This window comes from Psychrobacter sp. UBA2514 (assembly GCF_002341255.1).
GTDB classification, from domain to species: Bacteria; Pseudomonadota; Gammaproteobacteria; order Pseudomonadales; family Moraxellaceae; genus Psychrobacter; species Psychrobacter pacificensis.
On the sequence record NZ_DDNS01000045.1, the window covers coordinates 1 to 18,920 of the forward strand.

The window sequence follows — 18,920 nt, forward strand, 5'->3', positions numbered from 1 at the left end:
TACGGAATTGACAGCAGGGATCAATAGTTGAGTTTGATAGTTTCTTTTAGCACATTGTAAAAGATTGAGCTTACCCTGATATATTACGCTTTTTATCGGATAGACTTTTTAATACTCATCAGAATTTTTTGATATCTCTATAAAAAGTTAATGAGTAAGTCATGCTCTTCAATTATCAAAGCTATTTGAACCTAACTCTCAATAAAAAGACAGCTTTACTATAATAAGAAAATTACTTTTCTTATTATAGTAAAGCCGTCGGTATTGCTAAGTATTCAGCACACAACTTATTAATTTTTATGATCTTAAGATAAGTTGTTATCCCTACTTTAAGTTTAATCCAAATATAGGTAGATTCTACCCTGATATCTACGATTTATTGAGCACTTTCTACTGGGTCTTGATTGAAACTCGTATTGTCTTCGTCTACCATTGTTGTATCACTAGTGACTGAGCCATCCATCATTTCATCGGTAGTGGTACTATCCATCATTGTGTCGGTAGTGGCTGTACCAGCTGGATCCATAGGACTGTTTGTATCGGCCATGTCCATATCCGTGGTTGTTTCACCCATAGTAGAGTCCGTCCCTACTTCAGCAGCAGTAGCTTCAGTCGTGTCCATCGTACTATCTGGCGTCTCTTCCACTTCATTACTACAAGCACTAAGTCCTACAACGCTGACCAGTAATGCCATCCATAGTTTACTTTGAAGTGAATGGCTAGAGATTGTTGTCTTCATTTTAATATCCTTAATAAAGTTAAGATAAACCATTAATTATGGTATTGAATATTTCTACTTAACTATTACTTTAAATGAATTCCAATATTAATACATATACCGACTAAGATGTTTTTGTTAAATTTTAATAGCTTTTTTAAGTAATATAGTTATATCAGGCTATTAAAATAAAATTTATTACAGTATTTTAAATAAGCCTTAACTTAAAAATAAAACTGTGTAATAAATTTAATCAATTACAAAAGTCTAGTAATTTTACTATAAAAGCTGACAATGTTTGGCTTTTTTTATGACTATATTATTAAAAAACTTACTGATTATCAATTTTTATCTATAAGCGTTTGGAATCTATAAGCTAAAAAACATATAAGGAAGTATTACTTCAGGAACTATTTTTAGTATGGAAAGTCACCCTATATATATGCAACCGAATTTACTAGTAGATTATCTAAAACATCAGAAAAATTGCTATTTATTTTTAGATATAGACGGTACGCTTTCAGATTTTACACTAAACCCTAAAGATAGCATCGTACCATATTCAACTTTAAGTATATTACGGGAACTACAAAAACATGGCATTGTAGTCGCTATTGTAACGGGTCGCAGTCTTGTTGAAGCTAGAAGTTTACTGGCACCTATAGAGTTACCGATTGCAGCAACTCACGGTCTAGAAATAGCATTAAATAGTAGTTTTAGTAAATTCGAAGACGAAGATCTGAATGAGGTAAATACGCTTTTTATTGATACCTTAGAACTAGATAAAATAAAGCAAGATATCCTCCGCTCTTGTGCCCTCTATGACGACTTCTTCGTAGAAAGTAAACCTTATTCCGTCGCTTTACACTTCAGAAAGAATCCCGTTTTGGCTGATGAGGCTTATCGCCTGATGAAGGAAGTATTAAAGACCTATCCTGATTGGGTGTTAAAACCTGGAAAATATGTTTGGGAAGCGGTACCAAAAGGTGTAAATAAAGGGACTGCCATTCTATACCTACTAGGCAAAATAATGAACAAAGCTAGCAATGATACTTGTGCAATTTTTATTGGTGATGATATTACTGATGAAGCCGGTTTCAGAGCCATACAAGATTCAAAAAAGATAGTAGAAGGCTTAGAACAACCACCAAAAGGGCTAGGCATTAAAGTAGGAAGGGAGTCGACCTGTGCTCATTATTATGTCAACGATATTAAGGAAGTAACAGATTTACTCCGTAACCTTCTAAGTTTTTGCCAAACACGTGATAGGACACCATCTGGAGTAATGAAAGTCAATTCTCACTATTAAGGAAAAGTTGAGGTCCATTTTATGAGCCGTTTAATTGCCTTATCAAATCGGGTTAAGGTGCCCGACAACAAACCGATGGCTGGCGGACTGGCAGTAGCTCTACAAAACGTATTGATAGGGAACTCAGTAGTTTGGATGGGTTGGAACGGTAAAGTCGTAGAGAGCCGTAATAATGCTAGTGGTTCTACTGACTTATTTACTAGCAAGCAAGCCAGTTTGACGAGTGAAGGCACTTGTATTACTTATATGACCACAGCTCTTACCACTGAGCAATATAATCAATTTTACTGTGGTTTCGCTAACAATGTCTTATGGCCACTATTGCACGAACGAATCGACTTAATCAGTCAAAAATCCCAAGATTACGCAGGCTATCAAGACGTAAATCGGCTTTTTGCCAAACAATTAAAGAAAATCCTTAAGCCTGACGATGTGATTTGGGTTCATGATTATCACTTTTTAAGCGTGGCATATCATTGTAGACAGCTAGGTATCACCAATCGTATCGGATTTTTCTTACATATTCCATTTGCCTCATTACGTTTTTGGCAATCGCTTGAACAAAGTTCTGAGGTCATTAATCACTTGGCCCATTATGATTTGTTGGGTACGCAGACTCAGCAAGACAGGACTCATTGCTTGAATGTCTTGCAGTATTACTTAAAAGACCATTTTATACAGGACCAGCTTGTAGCAAGCGCACCGATAAATGTGTTAGACATGAAGCGAAATTTTGCTCAGCCCTATACCTATACTAGAGCAAAAATGACGCTCGATTTAGCGCTAAAACCTCAGCACGCTTTAATGGTTGATGCTTATCCAATAGGCGTCAATGTGACACAAATTCAGCAGCAGGTTAAACACTTATCTTCCGCTATCCCCTTGCACTCCACCCTACTTTATAAAAGTAAAAACCTTACTTTTCAACAGATTATTGCAGTTGATAGGATTGATTATTCAAAAGGGCTGTTAAAACGCTTTGCAGCATATCGTGATTTTTTAGCGCAAAATCCATCGTATCAAAATCACCTGCAGTTATTACAAGTCGCCTGCCCTAGTCGTTTAGATTTGCCGACGTATCAAAGTCTTTACGATGATGTCAAAAAAGAGGTCTATGACATCAATCAGCAATATCTGTCTGAGAATAGCAATTGGCAAGCCATTAACTATAGCGAAACCGCATTGAGCCATGAGAAATTGATGACGATGTTTTGGCAAAGTGACGTCGGTTGGGTGAACTCGCTCAAAGACGGTATGAATCTAGTAGCCAAAGAGTATATTGCTGCCCAAAACCCTGATAACCCTGGTGTGTTATTGCTCTCCCGTTATGCTGGAGCCGCTGAACAAATGCAGGCTGCCGTCATCATAGATCCCCATCAGCCGCAAAGCATGATAGAGGGCTTAAAAACGGCCCTCAAGATGCCGTTGGAAGAGCGTCAGTCTCGTTATCGGTCATTATTGCAAGGACTACAGAAAGACAATTTGCAGATTTGGCAGCAGAGTTTTTTGGATGATTTATACAATGAAAGCAGCAGTCAAATAAGTAGCATGGAGCCCGCCAATGTTCAAATGTCTGACTCATAAGTATAACTAGGAGACTCTGATGCGATCGACAAATATAAAAAACGATTTATTAAAAGATATTAAAGTCGCTGTCGATAAAATAATAGCTACTGACACCCAAGCAATGAGTACGCTTAATCTTACCGCTGCATTACGCCATAAAATTTTAGATATATTAGTGTCTTATAGCAAAGATATCCCTCATCCCGCAAGCGGTATGGCTGAGCATAGCGGGCTTTCAAATACTTTAATACGCTGGCAAGTTTTGGCGTATGTTGCAAGTATTGATCTAACGATTGTCAAATGGTTTGAATCGCATTTAGACGCTTTAAGTATTTTGAATGAAATTGGGTATGGCAAGGTAGCCAAAGGTTTATGGGCCGTTTGGGCAGCAGAAGGCCATCCCGACCCTCTACGTTATGAGCAAGGAAAGGCCATTGGTCACAAAGCATGGTGTTCAGGAGCTGGCATGGTAGATTACGCCCTTGTTACTTATCGCAATAGCAATAATCAATCACAACTAATGATTATAGACATGCATCAGGCAGGTATTGAAATTAACAATAGTGAATGGCAGGCAGTAGGAATGCAAGCCACAGATACAGCTACTGTGAAGTTTTGTGGCGTATCAGCGAGTTTGGTTGGAAAAGAGAATGCCTATCTAGATCGTGCGGGGTTTTGGCACGGGGCTGCAGGGGTTGCTGCGTGTTGGTATGGCGCATCAGCTTGCCTAGCAAGCTATTTGACCACTGCTTATCAGCAAAAACCGAATGACTACAAGGCCATGTATTTAGGTGAAATTGGTACTGCATTGGCAATTACTCAACAATATCTCTATTACGCCGCCGATCTGATAGACACAGAGCCGTCACTTTGCCATGAGCTTGCTATACGTCAATTGAGAGCCCAAATTGAAAAAGTCGCTCGCCATACAGTAGAGATAGTGGGTCAAGCATTGGGAGCCGCACCATTTTGCCGTAATGCTCATTTTGCAAGACTATCAGCAGATCTTCCCGTGTTTATTCGACAAAGTCATGGTGCTTTCGACTTACAAAAAATTGGTGAGTTGACCAACCTTTTACACAGCAATTCAACTCATGGACAGGCAAACGTATGGCAGCTATAGAATTAGATAAGAACATACAGCTTATCTTTAAAGATAATAACGTTAAGTCTACTACCCTGCTTCGATATCCTCATCCAATCGTAGGAGACCGTATTATTGAAGGATCTGGTACTAGTCCAGACACATGGCAAAACTGGATGGGATTACGAAAACTGCCTCAATTAAATATTCAGACAAGCTTTAACTCCCATCAACGCGTCTGTATCTTTGCACCGCATCCTGATGATGAGATATTAGGCTGTGGTGGATTATTGCAGCAACTAGCAGATAACGGCAATCCCATAGTTCTCATCCACGTAACTAATGGTACCCAAAGTCATCCCGACTCGAAGATTTATTCTCCAGAACAGCTTAACACCCTCCGTCCAAAAGAAAGTGTTGAAGCTCTAAAAACGTTGGATGTGAGCCATCAGGTTACGACACTTGCTTTAGATTTAACAGATGGGGATGTATTCGCGCAACAAGCTCTCTTTCGTCAGAAATTAGTGACTATCCTCCAGCCTAACGATATTTTAGTCACCACCTTCGCACGAGACGGGCATCCTGACCACGAAGCCACAGGGCGCGTGGTCACCTCATTTGCCAAACAAAATCGCCTGCCCTGCTATCAAGTACTGATATGGGCATGGCATTGGGCAACGCCTGATGACAGTCGTATCCCTTGGCAATATGCCGTGAGAATGGATTTAACGCCTGAACATTTACAGAAAAAAATCGATGCTATCCATTGCTTCAAAAGCCAAACTACTGAAGATGTAAGTACAGGCAACTCGCCCATTCTAACTAAGCAAACGATTACTCGAATCAGCCAACCTTGGGAAGTTTATATATATGAACCATACCTCTAAAGAAAGCTTGGCTAATTCTAGTCAGTACAGCGCCTATTCGGATTCATATTTTGACGAATTATATAATGACAATACCGACCCATGGCAATATCAAACTCGTTGGTATGAAGAGCGAAAACGTAATACTTGCTTGGCGCTACTACCCCAACCACACTATGAACGTGCGATTGAATTGGGCTGCGGTAATGGCGTACTAAGTGAGTTATTGGCTCATCGTTGTCAGGATTTAATCAGTATCGATGGCAACCATCAAGCAGTGAAACTTGCTAAAGAGCGTTTAGCAGCACTACCTCATGCTAGAGTCATACAAGGTATTGTTCCCGATAAACTATTTTCTTTAAAAGAGTTATTGGAACAGAGGAAACCTCTATCAGAAAATACTTCGATCAATCAACCACCCTTTGATTTAATCGTTATTAGTGAGATTTTATACTATTTGTCATCCAGTGATATTGATGTGGTCATCAACTGGGCACTACACAATCTTGCCCTAAATGGTACTCTGCTGTGCTGCCACTGGCGCTATGCTATTGATGGTTTTGCAATGACAGGTGAAAGCGTACATCAGCGTTTACATCAGGTATTTACTAACAACAACAAAAATCAGCACTCATTTAACCACCAGAGCCAAATGATAGATAGCGATTTTTTACTAGATATTTGGCAACGTTCTTCCACGTCAGTTGCTATGCAAGAAAACTTAATATAGAAAACCAAAAATAATCTTAAATTATATCGGGATTGGTAGATATTATGAAAATTAGTATTGTGATTCCTGCTCATGATGAAGCAGAGACTATCGCCCAGTGCCTGGCGTCTATACAGATTGCAATCGAGCAGTTACCTTCAACTTTCACTGCTTCTGTACTGGTAGTACTAGATAGCTGTACTGATGACACATTGAAAATTGTCCAAGCGACAGGGTTTGATTACTTATGCTGTTATTATCAGTGCGTGGGACAAGTGAGAGATCTTGGCATTCGTCATGCAATTGCTCATGGGGCAACATGGCTTGCCTGTACCGATGCTGACTCAACAGTGCCTATGGATTGGTTAGTGCAGCAAATGGAACATCTTGACCAGCAGAGGGCCGATATGATTTGCGGCGTGGTGTCTATCAATAACTGGGGGCATTTGTCATCACAAACACAACAAGCTTATATTACGCATTATCAAGACAAGATGGGGCACCGACATATTCATGGGGCAAATCTGAGTTTCAGCAGTGACGCTTATTTAGCCACTGGTGGCTTTGCGCCTTTGACTTGTCATGAAGATGTGGACCTGGTCAATAGATTTAGAGCACGGCGCTATACGATTACTTGGAGCAATCGCGTCCGTGTATTGACCAGTAGTCGATTGCAAGCTCGAGCAAAAGAGGGTTTTGGTGCATTTTTAGCAAACCTTGAAAAAGTCAGCTGGTCATAGTCATATTAAACCTATTATGATTCAGAGCTACTAAAAACTGAAATTAAAAAATATCTCTTTCGGTTTCACTAGGTTTATCTACCCTCTCTATAACAGGTAACACCTTATAAGTACTACTGTTGCTTCTCTTTTCTATTGTCTTTCCCTTGTCATTATTCTCGACATGAATGAGATCAGAGGCAAATGCATACTCATTCGATATTTCTGTATTGTCACTATCGCTAAGCAAGATACTCTCCGTAGACTTGTCAAAGTTTAAGAGCAAAATATTATTTTTTTGAATATCATTTGTATGAAACATATCAAATAAAAAATATAAAAAAAATGGAATAAGAAAGAGTGCTATTAATAATCTTTTAGTCAGTGACTTAGAAGGTTGGTATTTCCATGAAAATAATGGCGCTAACAACATTAAGATGCAAACACCTAAAAGTAAAAAAACACACAAGTTTTTTATGTTTGAATCGAGTGCGCTTATCAACATAATAGACCAGTCCCAAATTTTTTAAAGTGAGGATCTAAAGTTCTGAATAGTAATCAAAAGCTACGATGCGTTATGTATCGTAGCTTTTTTCGTATCTCAAAATAAGACATCGCTACCTACGATAGCAAGCAGAAGATCCTGGGCTTTAATGCTGATCTTGATCTAAAAGACGCAGGCTCTAGCCTCTCCGTCAATGGTGGCAAAACCACACTCATAGGCGGAGCAATTACCAAGATTGACTATACGTTACAAACGGGATTCAATAACTATGTCAGCAAAGGCGGTATAGAAATGCAAGATATCGACACCAATATCAAATTATATAATCAAACTATCTACAAGAAGTTGAATGCTAGTGTTTAACGCATCATTAGCGAATTTCTTATTTCTTAAACTATGATTACAAATAGCTTCAGTTTGCGTAGAAAAGTCAGAGTAGTGCTGAGTGACTGCCCAAATATGGAAAATTAAATGGATCGCAGAAACGGACTTAATCTTATTGTCCGCAATCCACCCGTCAATCACTGCCACCTTTTCTCGCACCAAATATCTTAAAGGCCCCTTCAGCACCCCCATTAAGTGAGGCGCTCCTTGCATAATCTCTAATGCATATAGTCTCGATGCTGCAGGTGATTTCTTTGAAATCTTATATTTTTCTTCGATATAAGTTTTGAGCGCATTTCTTGGATCTTGGTTGACGTTAATATTGCTCAAAGGGGACAACCATTCACTCAGCACCGCTTCCAAAGCAGCAATATACAGAACCTCTTTACTGTCGAAGTAATAAAATATATTTGATTTAGAAATATCAGCCTCTTCCGCAATCCTCTCCATTCGTGCCCCATTTAGTCCTTCTTGTGAAAAGACGATCAATGCAGCTTTGATGATATGTGCTTTTTTCTTTAGTACTTTTGAACTCGTTTCTGCCTCTTCTCTTAGCACGCTGTCTTTCACTGTCATGTCCTTCATTATAAAGTCGTGTAAACCTAATTTTAGATGATCATTGATTCAATTTAAAAATGGTCAAGATAATTAATTACAAGCGCCATTTATTGACCAATATTGATCGCTCAGCAGCGATCAACACCTTATTGTCTATGGATTACTAATCGTAGCGACAATCCTCACCAGCGTCCTTTTTACCACTGATTTCACTCACTCTGTTCAGATTACCATCAAAATTCCTTACTCAAGTGTTTCTGCACTATTTTATAACAAACCGCACCGTTTTATAACAGTCCGCACTATTTTTATACATTTTTTTAAACCATATGGTCTAAAAAATTTAGGGTAAAAAAAATATAAGTTATTGATAAATATAAATAAAATTACATGGCATGAGTTTTGCTTTAATAAAAACATAAAAGAATTTTCATCTCTTTTATATTTTTCTTCTTTTTTCTCGAAATCTATAGGTGACCTCATGGAAATAGGAATTTTTTGTCCGATTGGTAACAATGGCTGGTTAATCTCAAAAAACGCGCCGCAGTACAAGCCAACATTTGAGCTTAATAAGCAAATTGTGCAACGTGCCGAGCATTACGGTTTTGATTTTGCGCTCTCAATGATTAAGCTGCGCGGTTTCGGCGGTGAGACTGAGTTCTGGGATTATAACCTTGAGAGCTTTACTTTAATGGCAGGACTCGCAGCAGTCACGTCCAAAATAAAAATATATGCCACGTCAGCAACGTTAGTGATGCCGCCCGCAATCGTAGCCAGAATGGCATCGACGCTTGATAGTATCTCGAACGGACGCTTTGGATTGAATGTCGTGACTGGCTGGCAAGAAGCAGAATACGGACAGATGGGCATGTGGCCAGGCGACGATTATTTTGGTAAGCGCTATGAGTATTTATCTGAATATGTCCAAATCCTAAGAGACCTTTGGGCGACAGGCCAATCTGATTTGAAGGGTGAGTTCTTTCAGATGAATGATTGTCAGGTGAAGCCTATTCCACAAGCGGATATGAAGATTATTTGTGCGGGTCAATCAGATACAGGTTTGGCGTTCTCTGCAAAATACGCTGACTATAACTTTGTCTTTGGTAAAGGGCTAAACACGCCAACTGCCTACGCTGGTATTAATGACCGCTTAAAAGTACATACAGATCAGACAGGCCGCAATGTTCCCACTTATGTCCTCTTTATGGTCATTGCAGATGAGACTGATGAAAAAGCGCAGGAAAAATGGCAATCATACAATGATGGTGCGGACTTTGAAGCCATTGATTGGTTGCAGTCGCAAGGTGGTAAGGACAAAACCTCAGGCAAAGATACCAATATTCGTCATATGGCCTCAAGCGTTTCACCAGTCAATATCAATATGGGTACGCTGGTCGGTTCCTTTGAAAATGTTGCCAGCATGTTAGACGAAATCGCTGAAGTACAAGGTACGGATGGCGTCTTATTGACCTTTGATGATTTCGTGCAAGGCGTAGAAGATTTTGGCAGCAAAATTCAACCTTTGATGAAAAGCCGTATCAATGTTGATACCCCAGTGGCCAGCCAAGCCATGAGCGAAGCCTAATAAAAGGAGCAGATATGAATTCGGTTAATACTATTTGTGCAGACTTTACCAAACAATCCTCTCCCGTTTTAGAGTCGTTGCCTGAACCTATCAAATTAGATCCATCGCAAACCGCATTGATCGTCGTGGATATGCAAAACGCGTATGCCAGTCAAGGTGGTTATCTGGATTTGGCTGGGTTTGATGTGACGTCAACCAAACCTGTTATTGATAAAATCAAGCAAGCCGTAGATATTGCACATCAATCTGGCATACAAGTCATCTATTTCAGAAATGGCTGGGACAACAAATATGTAGAGGCTGGTGGTAGCGGATCGCCTAATTATCACAAATCAAATGCCCTAAAAACCATGCGTAAAAACCCTGAACTTGAGGGAACTTTATTAGCAAAAGGGGGCTGGGATTATGAGTTGGTCGACGAGCTTACCCCTGCGCCGCAAGACATCGTTATAGACAAACCTCGATATAGCGGCTTTGCGAATACCAACTTCGATAGCGTATTGCGGTCACGAGGCATACGCAATCTACTGTTCACTGGTATCGCGACCAACGTCTGTGTTGAAACGACGCTTCGAGATGGGTTCTTCCTTGAGTATTTTGGAGTTTTGTTAGATGACGCGTGTTATCAAGCAGGACCAGTAGAAGCTCATGAGGCCACACTCTATAACGTAAAAACCTTTTTTGGTTGGGTGTCTGATGTTGCCAGCATGCAGCAGTGTTTTTTAGATACTTAATCTTTTCGATATCTGGCTTTTTAGGAGCCTAAACCAAGCGCTTCGTACTTAAATCAAATAGGAATGTAGATATGTCTAAACAAGTGATTATACCTGAAGGTACCAGCAAGCCATTGGCACCCTATGTCCCAGCAACTAAGGCCGATAACATCGTTTATGTATCAGGCACTTTGCCCTTTGATGAAAACAACAATGTCGTACATGTGGGTGATGCCGCCGCGCAAACTCGCCATGTATTAACAACGATTCAAAACGTTATTCAAACCGCTGGTGGCGATATGGATGATGTGACGTTTAATTCAATATTTGTCAAAGATTGGGCAGATTATGACGCGGTCAATCAAGTCTATGCAGAGTTTTTCCCCAATGAAAAACCAGCAAGATTTTGTATCCAATGTGGATTGGTAAAACCAGACGCTTTAGTTGAAATCGCGTCCATAGCACACGTTGGATAAGACAGCCTATTTAAAAACTGCAGTTAGTGAATTTAAAGTTACCTGACATTGAACCCCCTAGCATTGGACTGTAGTAAGGCGTTTTAGTTGACTACACATGTGGCGGAATATTGTTTAAAAGGAAATGACAGATGAATACAGTAATTAAAGAAAGCCAAGCAACGCAATCCTCATTAATGAAACATAAGTCTAAAGAATCATTCACTTCTACGGCAGGAAACTTGACCGACATACAGCAGTCTTTTAGAGATGCGATGAGTAAGTTAGCTGCTGCCGTGAACATTATTACCACTGAAGGTCCAGCAGGGCGGGCAGGGTTTACCGCCTCAGCGGTGTGCAGTGTCACTGACGAACCGCCAACCCTATTAGTGTGTTTAAACCGAAGCGCGTCTGTATACAAATTTTTCAAAGAAAATATGGTGCTATGCGTCAACACACTTGGTCTTGAACACCAAGATTTAAGCGGTGTGTTCGGCGGCAAAAAGGCATTAGAAGAAAGGTTTGAGCAAGGCAGCTGGTCTACGCTGTCAACAGGATCGCCTGTATTAGAGGATGCCAGTATCTCTTTTGATTGCAAGATTAAGCTTATTAGCTCGGTAGGAACTCACGATATTCTCATTTGTGAGGTATTGGATATCAAACACAAGCCTGATTGTGAAAGTCTCATCTATTTCAATCGAGGCTACCATCAATTGAGTAAGTGCACGAACTAAGTATCATCCCTCTACTTTTTAAGGATATTTAAAATGGATAAATGGTTTGTTAAATGGCGTCCCTACACTGGAAACCTAGAAACGACACCGGTAGGTATCAATGAGTATTTGCCGATGGGTAAGAGTGTGGTATTAGGCGCACAGCACTCATTCGCCATGTTCGGTGCGACAATCTTAGCTCCCTTGCTGATGGGCTTTGATCCTAGCTTAACGATGCTTATTACTGGTATAGGTACGATACTTTTCTTTCTTATCACGGGCGGTCACGTACCCAGTTATTTGGGCTCAAGCTTTGCATTTATCGGAGCGGTCGCAGCAGTAACAGGCTATAGCGGCACGGGTATCAATCCAAATATTGGTATTGCGCTGGGAGGTACCGTCGTCTGCGGGATTTTATACGCATTGATGGGTCTGCTAGTGATGAAAACAGGGACAGAGTGGATTGAGAATTTGATGCCACCTGTAGTTACTGGATCCATTGTGATGATTATCGGGTTGAACTTAGCGCCGGTCACCATACAAAGCGTCATCGGCAATAGCTTTGACTCGTGGATGGCATTAGTTACCGTATTATGTATTTGTTCAGTCGCCGTATTTACTAAAGGTATGGTCAGACGCTTGTTACTGTTAATAGGACTGGTCGCTGCATATTTGATTTATTTCCTATTAACGAATGTCTTAGGCATGGGCAAGCCTATTGATTTTAGCCCAATTGCAAATGCCGCGTGGTTCGGTATTCCAACCCTTTATTCTCCTGTCTTTGAGACCAGTGCCATATTAGTCATTGCCCCTGTTTTTATCATCTTGATCGCTGAGAACCTTGGACATTTTAAAGCAGTAGAAGCCATGACTGGCAAAAGCATCTCACCTTATATGGGTAGAGCATTCTTCGCTGACGGCCTTTGTACCACGCTTTCAGCCTCGGTAGGCGGTACTGGTATGACGACCTATGCAGAAAACATCGGCGTGATGGCCGCGACCAAAATTTACTCTACAGTCGTCTTTGTCATAGCAGGTGTCTTTGCAATCTTATTGGGCTTATCTCCTAAGTTTGGCACCTTGGTCAGCACCATCCCAGTACCTCTTTTGACCGGTGCCTCAATCGTTGTCTTCGGGTTAATCACGATCGCTGGTGCGCGTATCTGGATGAATGCAAAAATTGATTTCAGTAAGAATGGCAATATGTTAGTAGCCGCTGTTCCAGTAATCCTAGGTACTGGCAACTATTCACTAAACATTGCAGGCTTTGATTTAGGCGGTATTGGTACTGCTACTTTTTTAGCCATTCTTATGAACCTCGTTTTCAATTTTAAAAACAAACAAAAAGAGATGAGCGTGACCACTGAGAGAGAAATCGCTACATCAGAGCCGCTCTTAAAACTTAGTCCATAAATTTAAATCCCTACTTGATATTACCTTAAGGAACCGTGTCATGAATACAGAACCACGCAGCGTACAGCAATTAATCAATGGCGAATTTACCGAATCAAATACCACAGAGTGGATTGATATTACTAATCCAGCCACACAAGAAGTGATCGCCAAGGTACCACAATCAACACCTGAGGAAATCGAGCAAGCGATCAAAACGGCAACTGAGGCCTTTCAGAGTTGGCGTGTCACACCCATCAGCAAACGGGCCCGTGTTTTTCTAAAGTATCAACAACTGATACGTGAAAATATGGATGAGTTGGCAGCGCTACTGACTGAAGAACAAGGTAAGACACTGGCAGATGCTAGAGGTGATGTATTTAGAGGTCTTGAGGTCGTAGAGCACGCATCAGGTATCGGTAACTTGCAACAAGGTGGCTACATTGAAAACGTCGCCAGTAGTGTTGATATGTACACCGTTCAGCAGCCAATAGGTGTCTGTGCAGGTATTACTCCCTTTAACTTTCCTGCCATGATACCGCTATGGATGTTTCCAATGGCCATCGCCACAGGCAACACGTTCATCTTAAAGCCATCTGAACAAAATCCAATCGTTACCATGAGATTGGTCGAGTTGGCGCTTGAGGCAGGTATACCAAAAGGGGTGTTAAATGTGGTTCATGGTGGTAAAGATACAGTGGATGCGCTGTGCGATCACCCTGATATAAAAGCGATATCTTTTGTAGGTTCAACAGCAGTGGGTAAGCACGTATATGATCGAGCCGGTCAGGCTGGCAAACGTGTGCAATGTATGATGGGTGCAAAAAACCATGCCGTTATTATGCCTGACGCTAATAAAGAGCAGAGTTTAAACCAGTTAGCAGGCGCAGCATTTGGTGCAGCAGGGCAGCGATGCATGGCACTGTCTGTCGTGGTATTGGTTGGAGAGTCTAAACAGTGGGTCGATGAGATTGTAGAAAAATCAGCACAGCTGGTAGTGTCTGCTGGAAAGGATGATAAAGACTTAGGTCCGCTAATATCTAAGCAAGCCAAAGCCCGTGTCGAGCGCTTAATTCAAGCAGGGATAGACGAAGGGGCAACTATCAAACTAGATGGTCGTGGTTGTCAGGTAGAAGGTTATGAAGAAGGTAACTTTGTTGGACCAACTATTTTGGACAATGTAACCACTGATATGAGCTGCTATACCGAAGAGATTTTTGGCCCTGTATTATGCATTATGTATGCCGACACGCTTGAGGAAGCCATTAAGATTATCAATACCAATCCAAATGGTAATGGCACTGCAATTTTCACCCAGTCTGGCGCCCATGCACACAAGTTCCAACAAGATATCGATGTCGGACAAGTAGGTATCAACCTACCGATTCCAGTACCGCTACCGATGTTTTCGTTTACAGGGTCTAGAGCGAGTAAGCTCGGTGACTTAGGTCCTTATGGTAAGCAAGCGGTACAGTTTTATACGCAGACGAAAACGGTGATATCACGCTGGTTTGATGAGGATGCTAGTGAAGGCGTAAATACCACTATTTCTATGAAGTAGCTATGCAGCCGTATCAAAAGTAGGAGGTTATGTAGAGCATGTGATTAATTGACAATAGGCTCTACATAACAACATACAAAAGCAAATATAAGTACAAATGGTGGATTTTATGAATATCAATACAATACCAGAAATCATTGAAGATATTAAAGCTGGCAAGATGGTCATAATCATGGATGATGAGGATCGGGAAAATGAAGGTGACCTGATTATGGCAGCCACTTTAGCCAAGCCTGATGATATCAATTTTATGATTACACATGCCAAAGGCTTGGTTTGTTTGACCTTGACCTCCGAGCGTTGCAAAAAATTAAAACTACCTCTCATGTGCAAAGACAACCAAGCACCTTATAGTACAAATTTCACTGTTTCCATTGATGCGGCAAAAGGCGTAAGTACCGGAATATCAACGGCAGACAGAGCTCATACTATTAGAACTGCGGTGTCTCAAGACGTTACTTTTGATGATGTCGTAACCCCAGGTCATATTTTTCCATTAGTGGCTAAAGAAGGCGGTGTTTTAGAACGCGCCGGTCACACTGAGGCAGGTTGCGATTTAACGAGACTGGCTGGCTTGGAGCCTGCTGCGGTTATTGTAGAAATCATCAACCAAGATGGTGAAATGGCTCGGAGAAATGATCTGATGAAATTCTCCGATACTCACAACCTAAAGGTCGGCACCATAGACGCGTTAATTAAATATATTAAGTCTCAAGAAACTGTCGAAAATTTCGAAGAAACCGTAGCATATGACTATGATGAAAGCGATGAGCGTACTGTTGAATTGATTTAGTAGATTTAATTTAACTTGATTTTATAAGCTACTAGATATTTTTACCGCAATTTGAATTTTACTAAAATTGGATGAAACCCTATGTTAGTTGAAAAATATCCTTGTAAGAACGACACGTCAGAAACGGTCGTATTTAGTTCAGGTTTAGGCGGGCATGCTGATTTTTGGTCACCTCAAATTGAGAGTTTTACCGAGCATTACAATGTGATTTGCTATGAACAAGAGGGGGTATCACCTGATAGTGATCTCTTACCCGATGACTATTCTATGCAAGATTTAGCGGATCAATTAATTGAAATCTTAAAACAAGAAGGGCTTTCTAACTGTCATTTCGTCGGTCACGCACTTGGCGGATTTATCGGTATGGAAATCGCTTATAAAGCGCCAGAGTTGTTAAATAAACTGGTCATCTTAAATGGTTGGGAAAGCCTAGATCCTCACACTATTAAATGTTTTCGTATGCGAACCAGTTTACTACAAGATACAGGTGTAGAGGCATTTGTACGTGCTCAAGCGATATTTTTATACCCGCCTATATGGATCTCAGACAACATAGAGGCACTCACGCAAAAAGAAGATAAAGCTATTGCTAATTTTACTCCCATTGAAAACGTCTCAACGAGATTAAAAGCCTTGCAGTCTTATCAGCCCCTGATAAACGCTAAACATATCAAAAATAAAACGTTAGTTTTAAGCAATCTTGATGATGTGTTGGTGCCCTGGCAACGCGGTCTGGCTTTGGCCAATAATATGCAAAATGCACAGTTTGAGTTAATGGTGACGGGTGGCCATGCCAGCACAATCACAGAGACCTGCCCAACCAATAGCAAAATTCTTCAATTCTTATCCAAAATTTAATATCAATAAGGAAATGTTATGACTAACTCCCTATCGTTATCTTCAGCAGATCTCGATCAGCTGTTTGGTAAAGCCAGATCCTTTAATGCTTGGCAAAAAAAAGACGTACCAGATGCACTACTTGAAGAGATCTATCACCTGGTCAAAATGGCGCCTACCTCGGCTAACTGTTCACCTGCACGGTTTGTATTTCTGAAGTCTGATGATGCTAAAGCGCGCTTAGAACCAGCACTATCTTCAGGTAATATCGAAAAAACAATGACAGCACCTATCACCGTTATTGTCGCTTATGATAATGAGTTTTATGAAGAGCTTCCTAAATTATTTCCACATACGGATGCCCGATCATGGTTTAACTCTAGTCCTGAACTGATAAAAGAAACGGCGTTTAGAAACAGTTCTATGCAAGCGGCTTATCTAATCTTGGCTTGTAGAGCCTTGGGTTTAGACACCGGCCCTATGTCTGGATTTAATAATGAACTGGTAGATAAAATTTTTCTTAAAGACAGTAATTGGACTTCAAACCTGCTCATCAATATAGGTTATGGTCAAGAGGACCAGTTATACAGCCGTCTGCCAAGATTAGACTTTGATGAGGCTTGTCAGATCTTATAAGGACAAGTATTCATCTACTGTGTCATTTTATTTTAGGAGTAATGGACTGAATTAAGGCTATGTGGAGGGGTGGTTGTTTTTGGCTCCTTCACTTAATAACCAAGTAAATGATAAGAATTATTGACCCCTGCCGTCAAATAATTGCGCCTCAACATTCAGATCGAACCCTAGTGTTAGTAGCTTTCCTAATAAACGGCCTTGTAATATCCGCACACGACTGACGAGTGGCAATAGCTTCTTGTCCGACCATTGCCATTCAGTCCAATTTGAGTGCTCATGAATATAAGTAGTATGCTTCATACGTTCCCCAGAGATATGCAGAGATTAGAACAGTAACCTCCTTATGTTATGCAGAGAATAAGCAGTAGGAACAATACGTAGAAATTCAAAAACGACAATAGCTGACGTAATAAGAATAGATTCTCAACGAACAAACATAGTTTTTTTGTTCTGAGAAGGGCTTGAGTAGAGGTAAAAACACTATAAAAATACAGTGCCCAAATACGAGTTAAATTTTATTGCATTATAATTTACATTGTGATTATTCAATTGAATAATATTTACAGGCTAACAATATCAACGTGTGTAAGATATTGTCAGGATATGCACTTTGGTCGACCTACCTTGACATGGTAGAGGTTAATAGACTACTTAAAACAGACTGGTATAATGGAACCACTTATACCAGTCTGCTGAACTAACTCTTAATGTATCCAGAGTCATCGTACCTTGCATCATACTCTTTTTATTACATCGTCTACTTTTTACATGCGTTTTAGTATTTTGTAGTAGTCATTACCCTGTTTAAGTGTTTGCGCTGACATACTATAAAAGTGCTAAGCACTAGTATGCTTCTATCCTACGTGACAACCTCCAAATTACTGACTAAATCATGACTGCTAACAACGTTTTGAACGTCAATAAAGGTACTTTTGCCTAACGCACCAAGGTTGTAGTTTGCAAACTCATGATATAAATTAACCACATCACCCATAATCAATAGCGCAGGTGTTGGTAATTTTGCCTCAGCTTGCTGCTCGGCAATACTGCCAAGTGTACCGATAAGAAGCTGCTGCGTTGGCAAACTGGCATGACTAATCACAGCAAAAGGTGTATTACTGTCGCGCCCTGCGGCAATTAGCCCTTGAGTCATCTCATCTAGTCGATTCAACCCCATATAAAAGACAACCGTTTGCGTACTGTCTAAGAGTTCATCGTAGTCATTATTAGGTGCGCCCAACTTTTTGCAAGCGGTCACAAATTTGACGGCTTGCGCATGATCACGGTGTGTCAAGGGAATACCTGCTCTACTTGCGGCCGCACTAGCAGCAGTGATACCAGGAATAGATTCAAAATGAATACCATGACGCACCACTTCTTGCAGCTCCTCTCCGCCGCGTCCAAATATAAAGGGGTCGCCACCTTTGAGCCTAACGACCGTTTTGCCTGCTAGCGCGTGTTTGACCAGTAGCTCATTGATACCTTCTTGTGGTAGTGCGTGATTGGCACGGCGCTTACCGACAAATATCTTCTCTGCCGTCAGCGCACACATATCTAAGATATCCTCTGAAACTAAACTATCATAGAGCACGACCTCTGCTTTTTGCATTACTCGTAATGCTTTTAACGTGAGTAGCTCAGGATCGCCAGAACCTGCACCAACCAAATGTACCGTGCCCGTTTTCACATTTTTTTCTATAACTGATGGCTCATCGCTCACTCTAATATAACAATTTATATTGGGTAAATTTTGTGAAGTTAATGCGGCAATAAAGGTAGATGAATCAGTCATGGTAATAACTCCTAATAACACTGTT

At 40.6% G+C, this 18,920-nt stretch carries 19 protein-coding genes and 1 pseudogene; 15 read left to right on the forward strand and 5 right to left on the reverse strand.

The features are described from left to right. Positions 1-376 precede the first annotated feature (376 nt). On the reverse strand, positions 377-739 hold the full coding sequence (locus B3V51_RS11055) for a hypothetical protein (RefSeq protein ID WP_075107616.1): 363 nt from the start codon (positions 737-739) through the stop codon (positions 377-379). Between the two features lie 400 nt (positions 740-1,139). Between B3V51_RS11055 and otsB the strand changes: the two genes are divergently transcribed. The 6 genes from otsB to B3V51_RS11085 are packed head-to-tail and all read left to right on the forward strand — an operon-like array spanning position 1,140 to position 6,992. Further along, positions 1,140-2,027: a trehalose-phosphatase gene (otsB, locus tag B3V51_RS11060; protein ID WP_286708427.1), complete on the forward strand. Its 888-nt coding sequence runs from the start codon at positions 1,140-1,142 to the stop codon at positions 2,025-2,027. 21 nt (positions 2,028-2,048) lie between these two features. After that, on the forward strand, positions 2,049-3,611 hold the full coding sequence (locus B3V51_RS11065; protein WP_286708428.1) for an alpha,alpha-trehalose-phosphate synthase (UDP-forming): 1,563 nt from the start codon (positions 2,049-2,051) through the stop codon (positions 3,609-3,611). Between the two features lie 19 nt (positions 3,612-3,630). After that, positions 3,631-4,716, forward strand: a complete 1,086-nt coding sequence (locus tag B3V51_RS11070; RefSeq protein ID WP_286708429.1) for an acyl-CoA dehydrogenase family protein — start codon at positions 3,631-3,633, stop codon at positions 4,714-4,716. Then, the gene (locus tag B3V51_RS11075) at positions 4,704-5,564 is read left to right on the forward strand and encodes a PIG-L deacetylase family protein (RefSeq protein ID WP_093068633.1); all 861 of its coding nucleotides are present in this window, start codon (positions 4,704-4,706) and stop codon (positions 5,562-5,564) included. The genes B3V51_RS11070 and B3V51_RS11075 overlap by 13 nt, the downstream gene beginning before the upstream one ends. Next, complete coding sequence (locus B3V51_RS11080; RefSeq protein WP_093068631.1) at positions 5,548-6,273, forward strand: class I SAM-dependent DNA methyltransferase; 726 nt, start codon at positions 5,548-5,550, stop codon at positions 6,271-6,273. Before B3V51_RS11075 ends, B3V51_RS11080 begins: the two co-directional genes overlap by 17 nt. 44 nt (positions 6,274-6,317) lie before the next feature. Then, complete coding sequence (locus tag B3V51_RS11085; protein WP_093068628.1) at positions 6,318-6,992, forward strand: glycosyltransferase; 675 nt, start codon at positions 6,318-6,320, stop codon at positions 6,990-6,992. 43 nt (positions 6,993-7,035) lie between these two features. Here the strand turns inward: B3V51_RS11085 and B3V51_RS11090 are convergent, their stop codons facing one another. Continuing rightward, on the reverse strand, positions 7,036-7,476 hold the full coding sequence (locus B3V51_RS11090; RefSeq protein WP_143007407.1) for a hypothetical protein: 441 nt from the start codon (positions 7,474-7,476) through the stop codon (positions 7,036-7,038). 318 nt (positions 7,477-7,794) lie between these two features. Then, positions 7,795-8,430 (reverse strand): TetR family transcriptional regulator C-terminal domain-containing protein, encoded by a 636-nt coding sequence (locus tag B3V51_RS11095; RefSeq protein WP_227674147.1) that lies wholly within the window; start codon positions 8,428-8,430, stop codon positions 7,795-7,797. Positions 8,431-8,899: 469 nt separating this feature from the next. Here B3V51_RS11095 and rutA point away from each other — a divergent pair, with 469 nt between their 5' ends. The 9 genes and pseudogenes from rutA (at position 8,900) to B3V51_RS11140 (ending at position 17,103) form a co-directional block, all read left to right on the forward strand. Further along, positions 8,900-10,003: a pyrimidine utilization protein A gene (rutA, locus tag B3V51_RS11100; protein ID WP_093068623.1), complete on the forward strand. Its 1,104-nt coding sequence runs from the start codon at positions 8,900-8,902 to the stop codon at positions 10,001-10,003. A 14-nt stretch (positions 10,004-10,017) separates the two neighbouring features. Beyond that, positions 10,018-10,737 (forward strand): pyrimidine utilization protein B, encoded by a 720-nt coding sequence (gene rutB, locus B3V51_RS11105; protein WP_093068621.1) that lies wholly within the window; start codon positions 10,018-10,020, stop codon positions 10,735-10,737. A gap of 71 nt (positions 10,738-10,808) precedes the next feature. Continuing rightward, a complete protein-coding gene (gene rutC, locus B3V51_RS11110; protein WP_093068619.1) occupies positions 10,809-11,192 on the forward strand; it encodes a pyrimidine utilization protein C in 384 nt (127 codons plus the stop codon). A 131-nt stretch (positions 11,193-11,323) separates the two neighbouring features. Beyond that, entirely contained in the window at positions 11,324-11,905 is a 582-nt protein-coding gene (gene rutF / locus B3V51_RS11115; RefSeq protein WP_093068616.1) for an NADH-dependent FMN reductase RutF, read from the forward strand. Between the two features lie 33 nt (positions 11,906-11,938). Beyond that, positions 11,939-13,297, forward strand: a complete 1,359-nt coding sequence (locus B3V51_RS11120; RefSeq protein ID WP_093068614.1) for a solute carrier family 23 protein — start codon at positions 11,939-11,941, stop codon at positions 13,295-13,297. Between the two features lie 40 nt (positions 13,298-13,337). Then, positions 13,338-14,837 carry a CoA-acylating methylmalonate-semialdehyde dehydrogenase gene (locus B3V51_RS11125; protein WP_093068611.1) on the forward strand — a complete coding sequence of 500 codons (1,500 nt, stop codon included), beginning with the start codon at positions 13,338-13,340 and terminating at the stop codon, positions 14,835-14,837. Positions 14,838-14,946: 109 nt separating this feature from the next. Then, a pseudogene (gene ribB / locus B3V51_RS11130) lies at positions 14,947-15,594 on the forward strand (3,4-dihydroxy-2-butanone-4-phosphate synthase); the annotation flags it as partial. Positions 15,595-15,711: 117 nt separating this feature from the next. Continuing rightward, positions 15,712-16,488, forward strand: coding sequence for a pyrimidine utilization protein D (gene rutD / locus B3V51_RS11135; protein ID WP_093068606.1), 777 nt, complete (start codon positions 15,712-15,714; stop codon positions 16,486-16,488). A gap of 18 nt (positions 16,489-16,506) precedes the next feature. Then, positions 16,507-17,103, forward strand: coding sequence for a malonic semialdehyde reductase (locus tag B3V51_RS11140; RefSeq protein ID WP_093068603.1), 597 nt, complete (start codon positions 16,507-16,509; stop codon positions 17,101-17,103). Between the two features lie 117 nt (positions 17,104-17,220). Here the strand turns inward: B3V51_RS11140 and B3V51_RS11145 are convergent, their stop codons facing one another. Both B3V51_RS11145 and cobA read right to left on the reverse strand, forming a co-directional pair. Then, a complete protein-coding gene (locus B3V51_RS11145; RefSeq protein ID WP_223333121.1) occupies positions 17,221-17,403 on the reverse strand; it encodes a DUF4172 domain-containing protein in 183 nt (60 codons plus the stop codon). Between the two features lie 559 nt (positions 17,404-17,962). Then, a complete protein-coding gene (gene cobA / locus B3V51_RS11150; protein WP_186474053.1) occupies positions 17,963-18,895 on the reverse strand; it encodes a uroporphyrinogen-III C-methyltransferase in 933 nt (310 codons plus the stop codon). Positions 18,896-18,920 lie beyond the last annotated feature (25 nt).

Excerpts from the sequence above, each read along its gene's own strand:
- B3V51_RS11055 (WP_075107616.1), bottom strand. The coding sequence starts at position 739 with ATGAAGACAACAATCTCTAGCCATTCACTTCAAAGTAAACTATGGATG.
- otsB (WP_286708427.1), top strand. The coding sequence starts at position 1,140 with ATGGAAAGTCACCCTATATATATGCAACCGAATTTACTAGTAGATTAT.
- B3V51_RS11065 (WP_286708428.1), top strand. The coding sequence starts at position 2,049 with ATGAGCCGTTTAATTGCCTTATCAAATCGGGTTAAGGTGCCCGACAAC.
- B3V51_RS11070 (WP_286708429.1), top strand. The coding sequence starts at position 3,631 with ATGCGATCGACAAATATAAAAAACGATTTATTAAAAGATATTAAAGTC.
- B3V51_RS11075 (WP_093068633.1), top strand. The coding sequence starts at position 4,704 with ATGGCAGCTATAGAATTAGATAAGAACATACAGCTTATCTTTAAAGAT.
- B3V51_RS11080 (WP_093068631.1), top strand. The coding sequence starts at position 5,548 with ATGAACCATACCTCTAAAGAAAGCTTGGCTAATTCTAGTCAGTACAGC.
- B3V51_RS11085 (WP_093068628.1), top strand. The coding sequence starts at position 6,318 with ATGAAAATTAGTATTGTGATTCCTGCTCATGATGAAGCAGAGACTATC.
- B3V51_RS11090 (WP_143007407.1), bottom strand. The coding sequence starts at position 7,476 with ATGTTGATAAGCGCACTCGATTCAAACATAAAAAACTTGTGTGTTTTT.
- rutA (WP_093068623.1), top strand. The coding sequence starts at position 8,900 with ATGGAAATAGGAATTTTTTGTCCGATTGGTAACAATGGCTGGTTAATC.
- rutB (WP_093068621.1), top strand. The coding sequence starts at position 10,018 with ATGAATTCGGTTAATACTATTTGTGCAGACTTTACCAAACAATCCTCT.
- rutC (WP_093068619.1), top strand. The coding sequence starts at position 10,809 with ATGTCTAAACAAGTGATTATACCTGAAGGTACCAGCAAGCCATTGGCA.
- rutF (WP_093068616.1), top strand. The coding sequence starts at position 11,324 with ATGAATACAGTAATTAAAGAAAGCCAAGCAACGCAATCCTCATTAATG.
- B3V51_RS11120 (WP_093068614.1), top strand. The coding sequence starts at position 11,939 with ATGGATAAATGGTTTGTTAAATGGCGTCCCTACACTGGAAACCTAGAA.
- B3V51_RS11125 (WP_093068611.1), top strand. The coding sequence starts at position 13,338 with ATGAATACAGAACCACGCAGCGTACAGCAATTAATCAATGGCGAATTT.
- rutD (WP_093068606.1), top strand. The coding sequence starts at position 15,712 with ATGTTAGTTGAAAAATATCCTTGTAAGAACGACACGTCAGAAACGGTC.
- B3V51_RS11140 (WP_093068603.1), top strand. The coding sequence starts at position 16,507 with ATGACTAACTCCCTATCGTTATCTTCAGCAGATCTCGATCAGCTGTTT.
- B3V51_RS11145 (WP_223333121.1), bottom strand. The coding sequence starts at position 17,403 with ATGAAGCATACTACTTATATTCATGAGCACTCAAATTGGACTGAATGG.
- cobA (WP_186474053.1), bottom strand. The coding sequence starts at position 18,895 with ATGACTGATTCATCTACCTTTATTGCCGCATTAACTTCACAAAATTTA.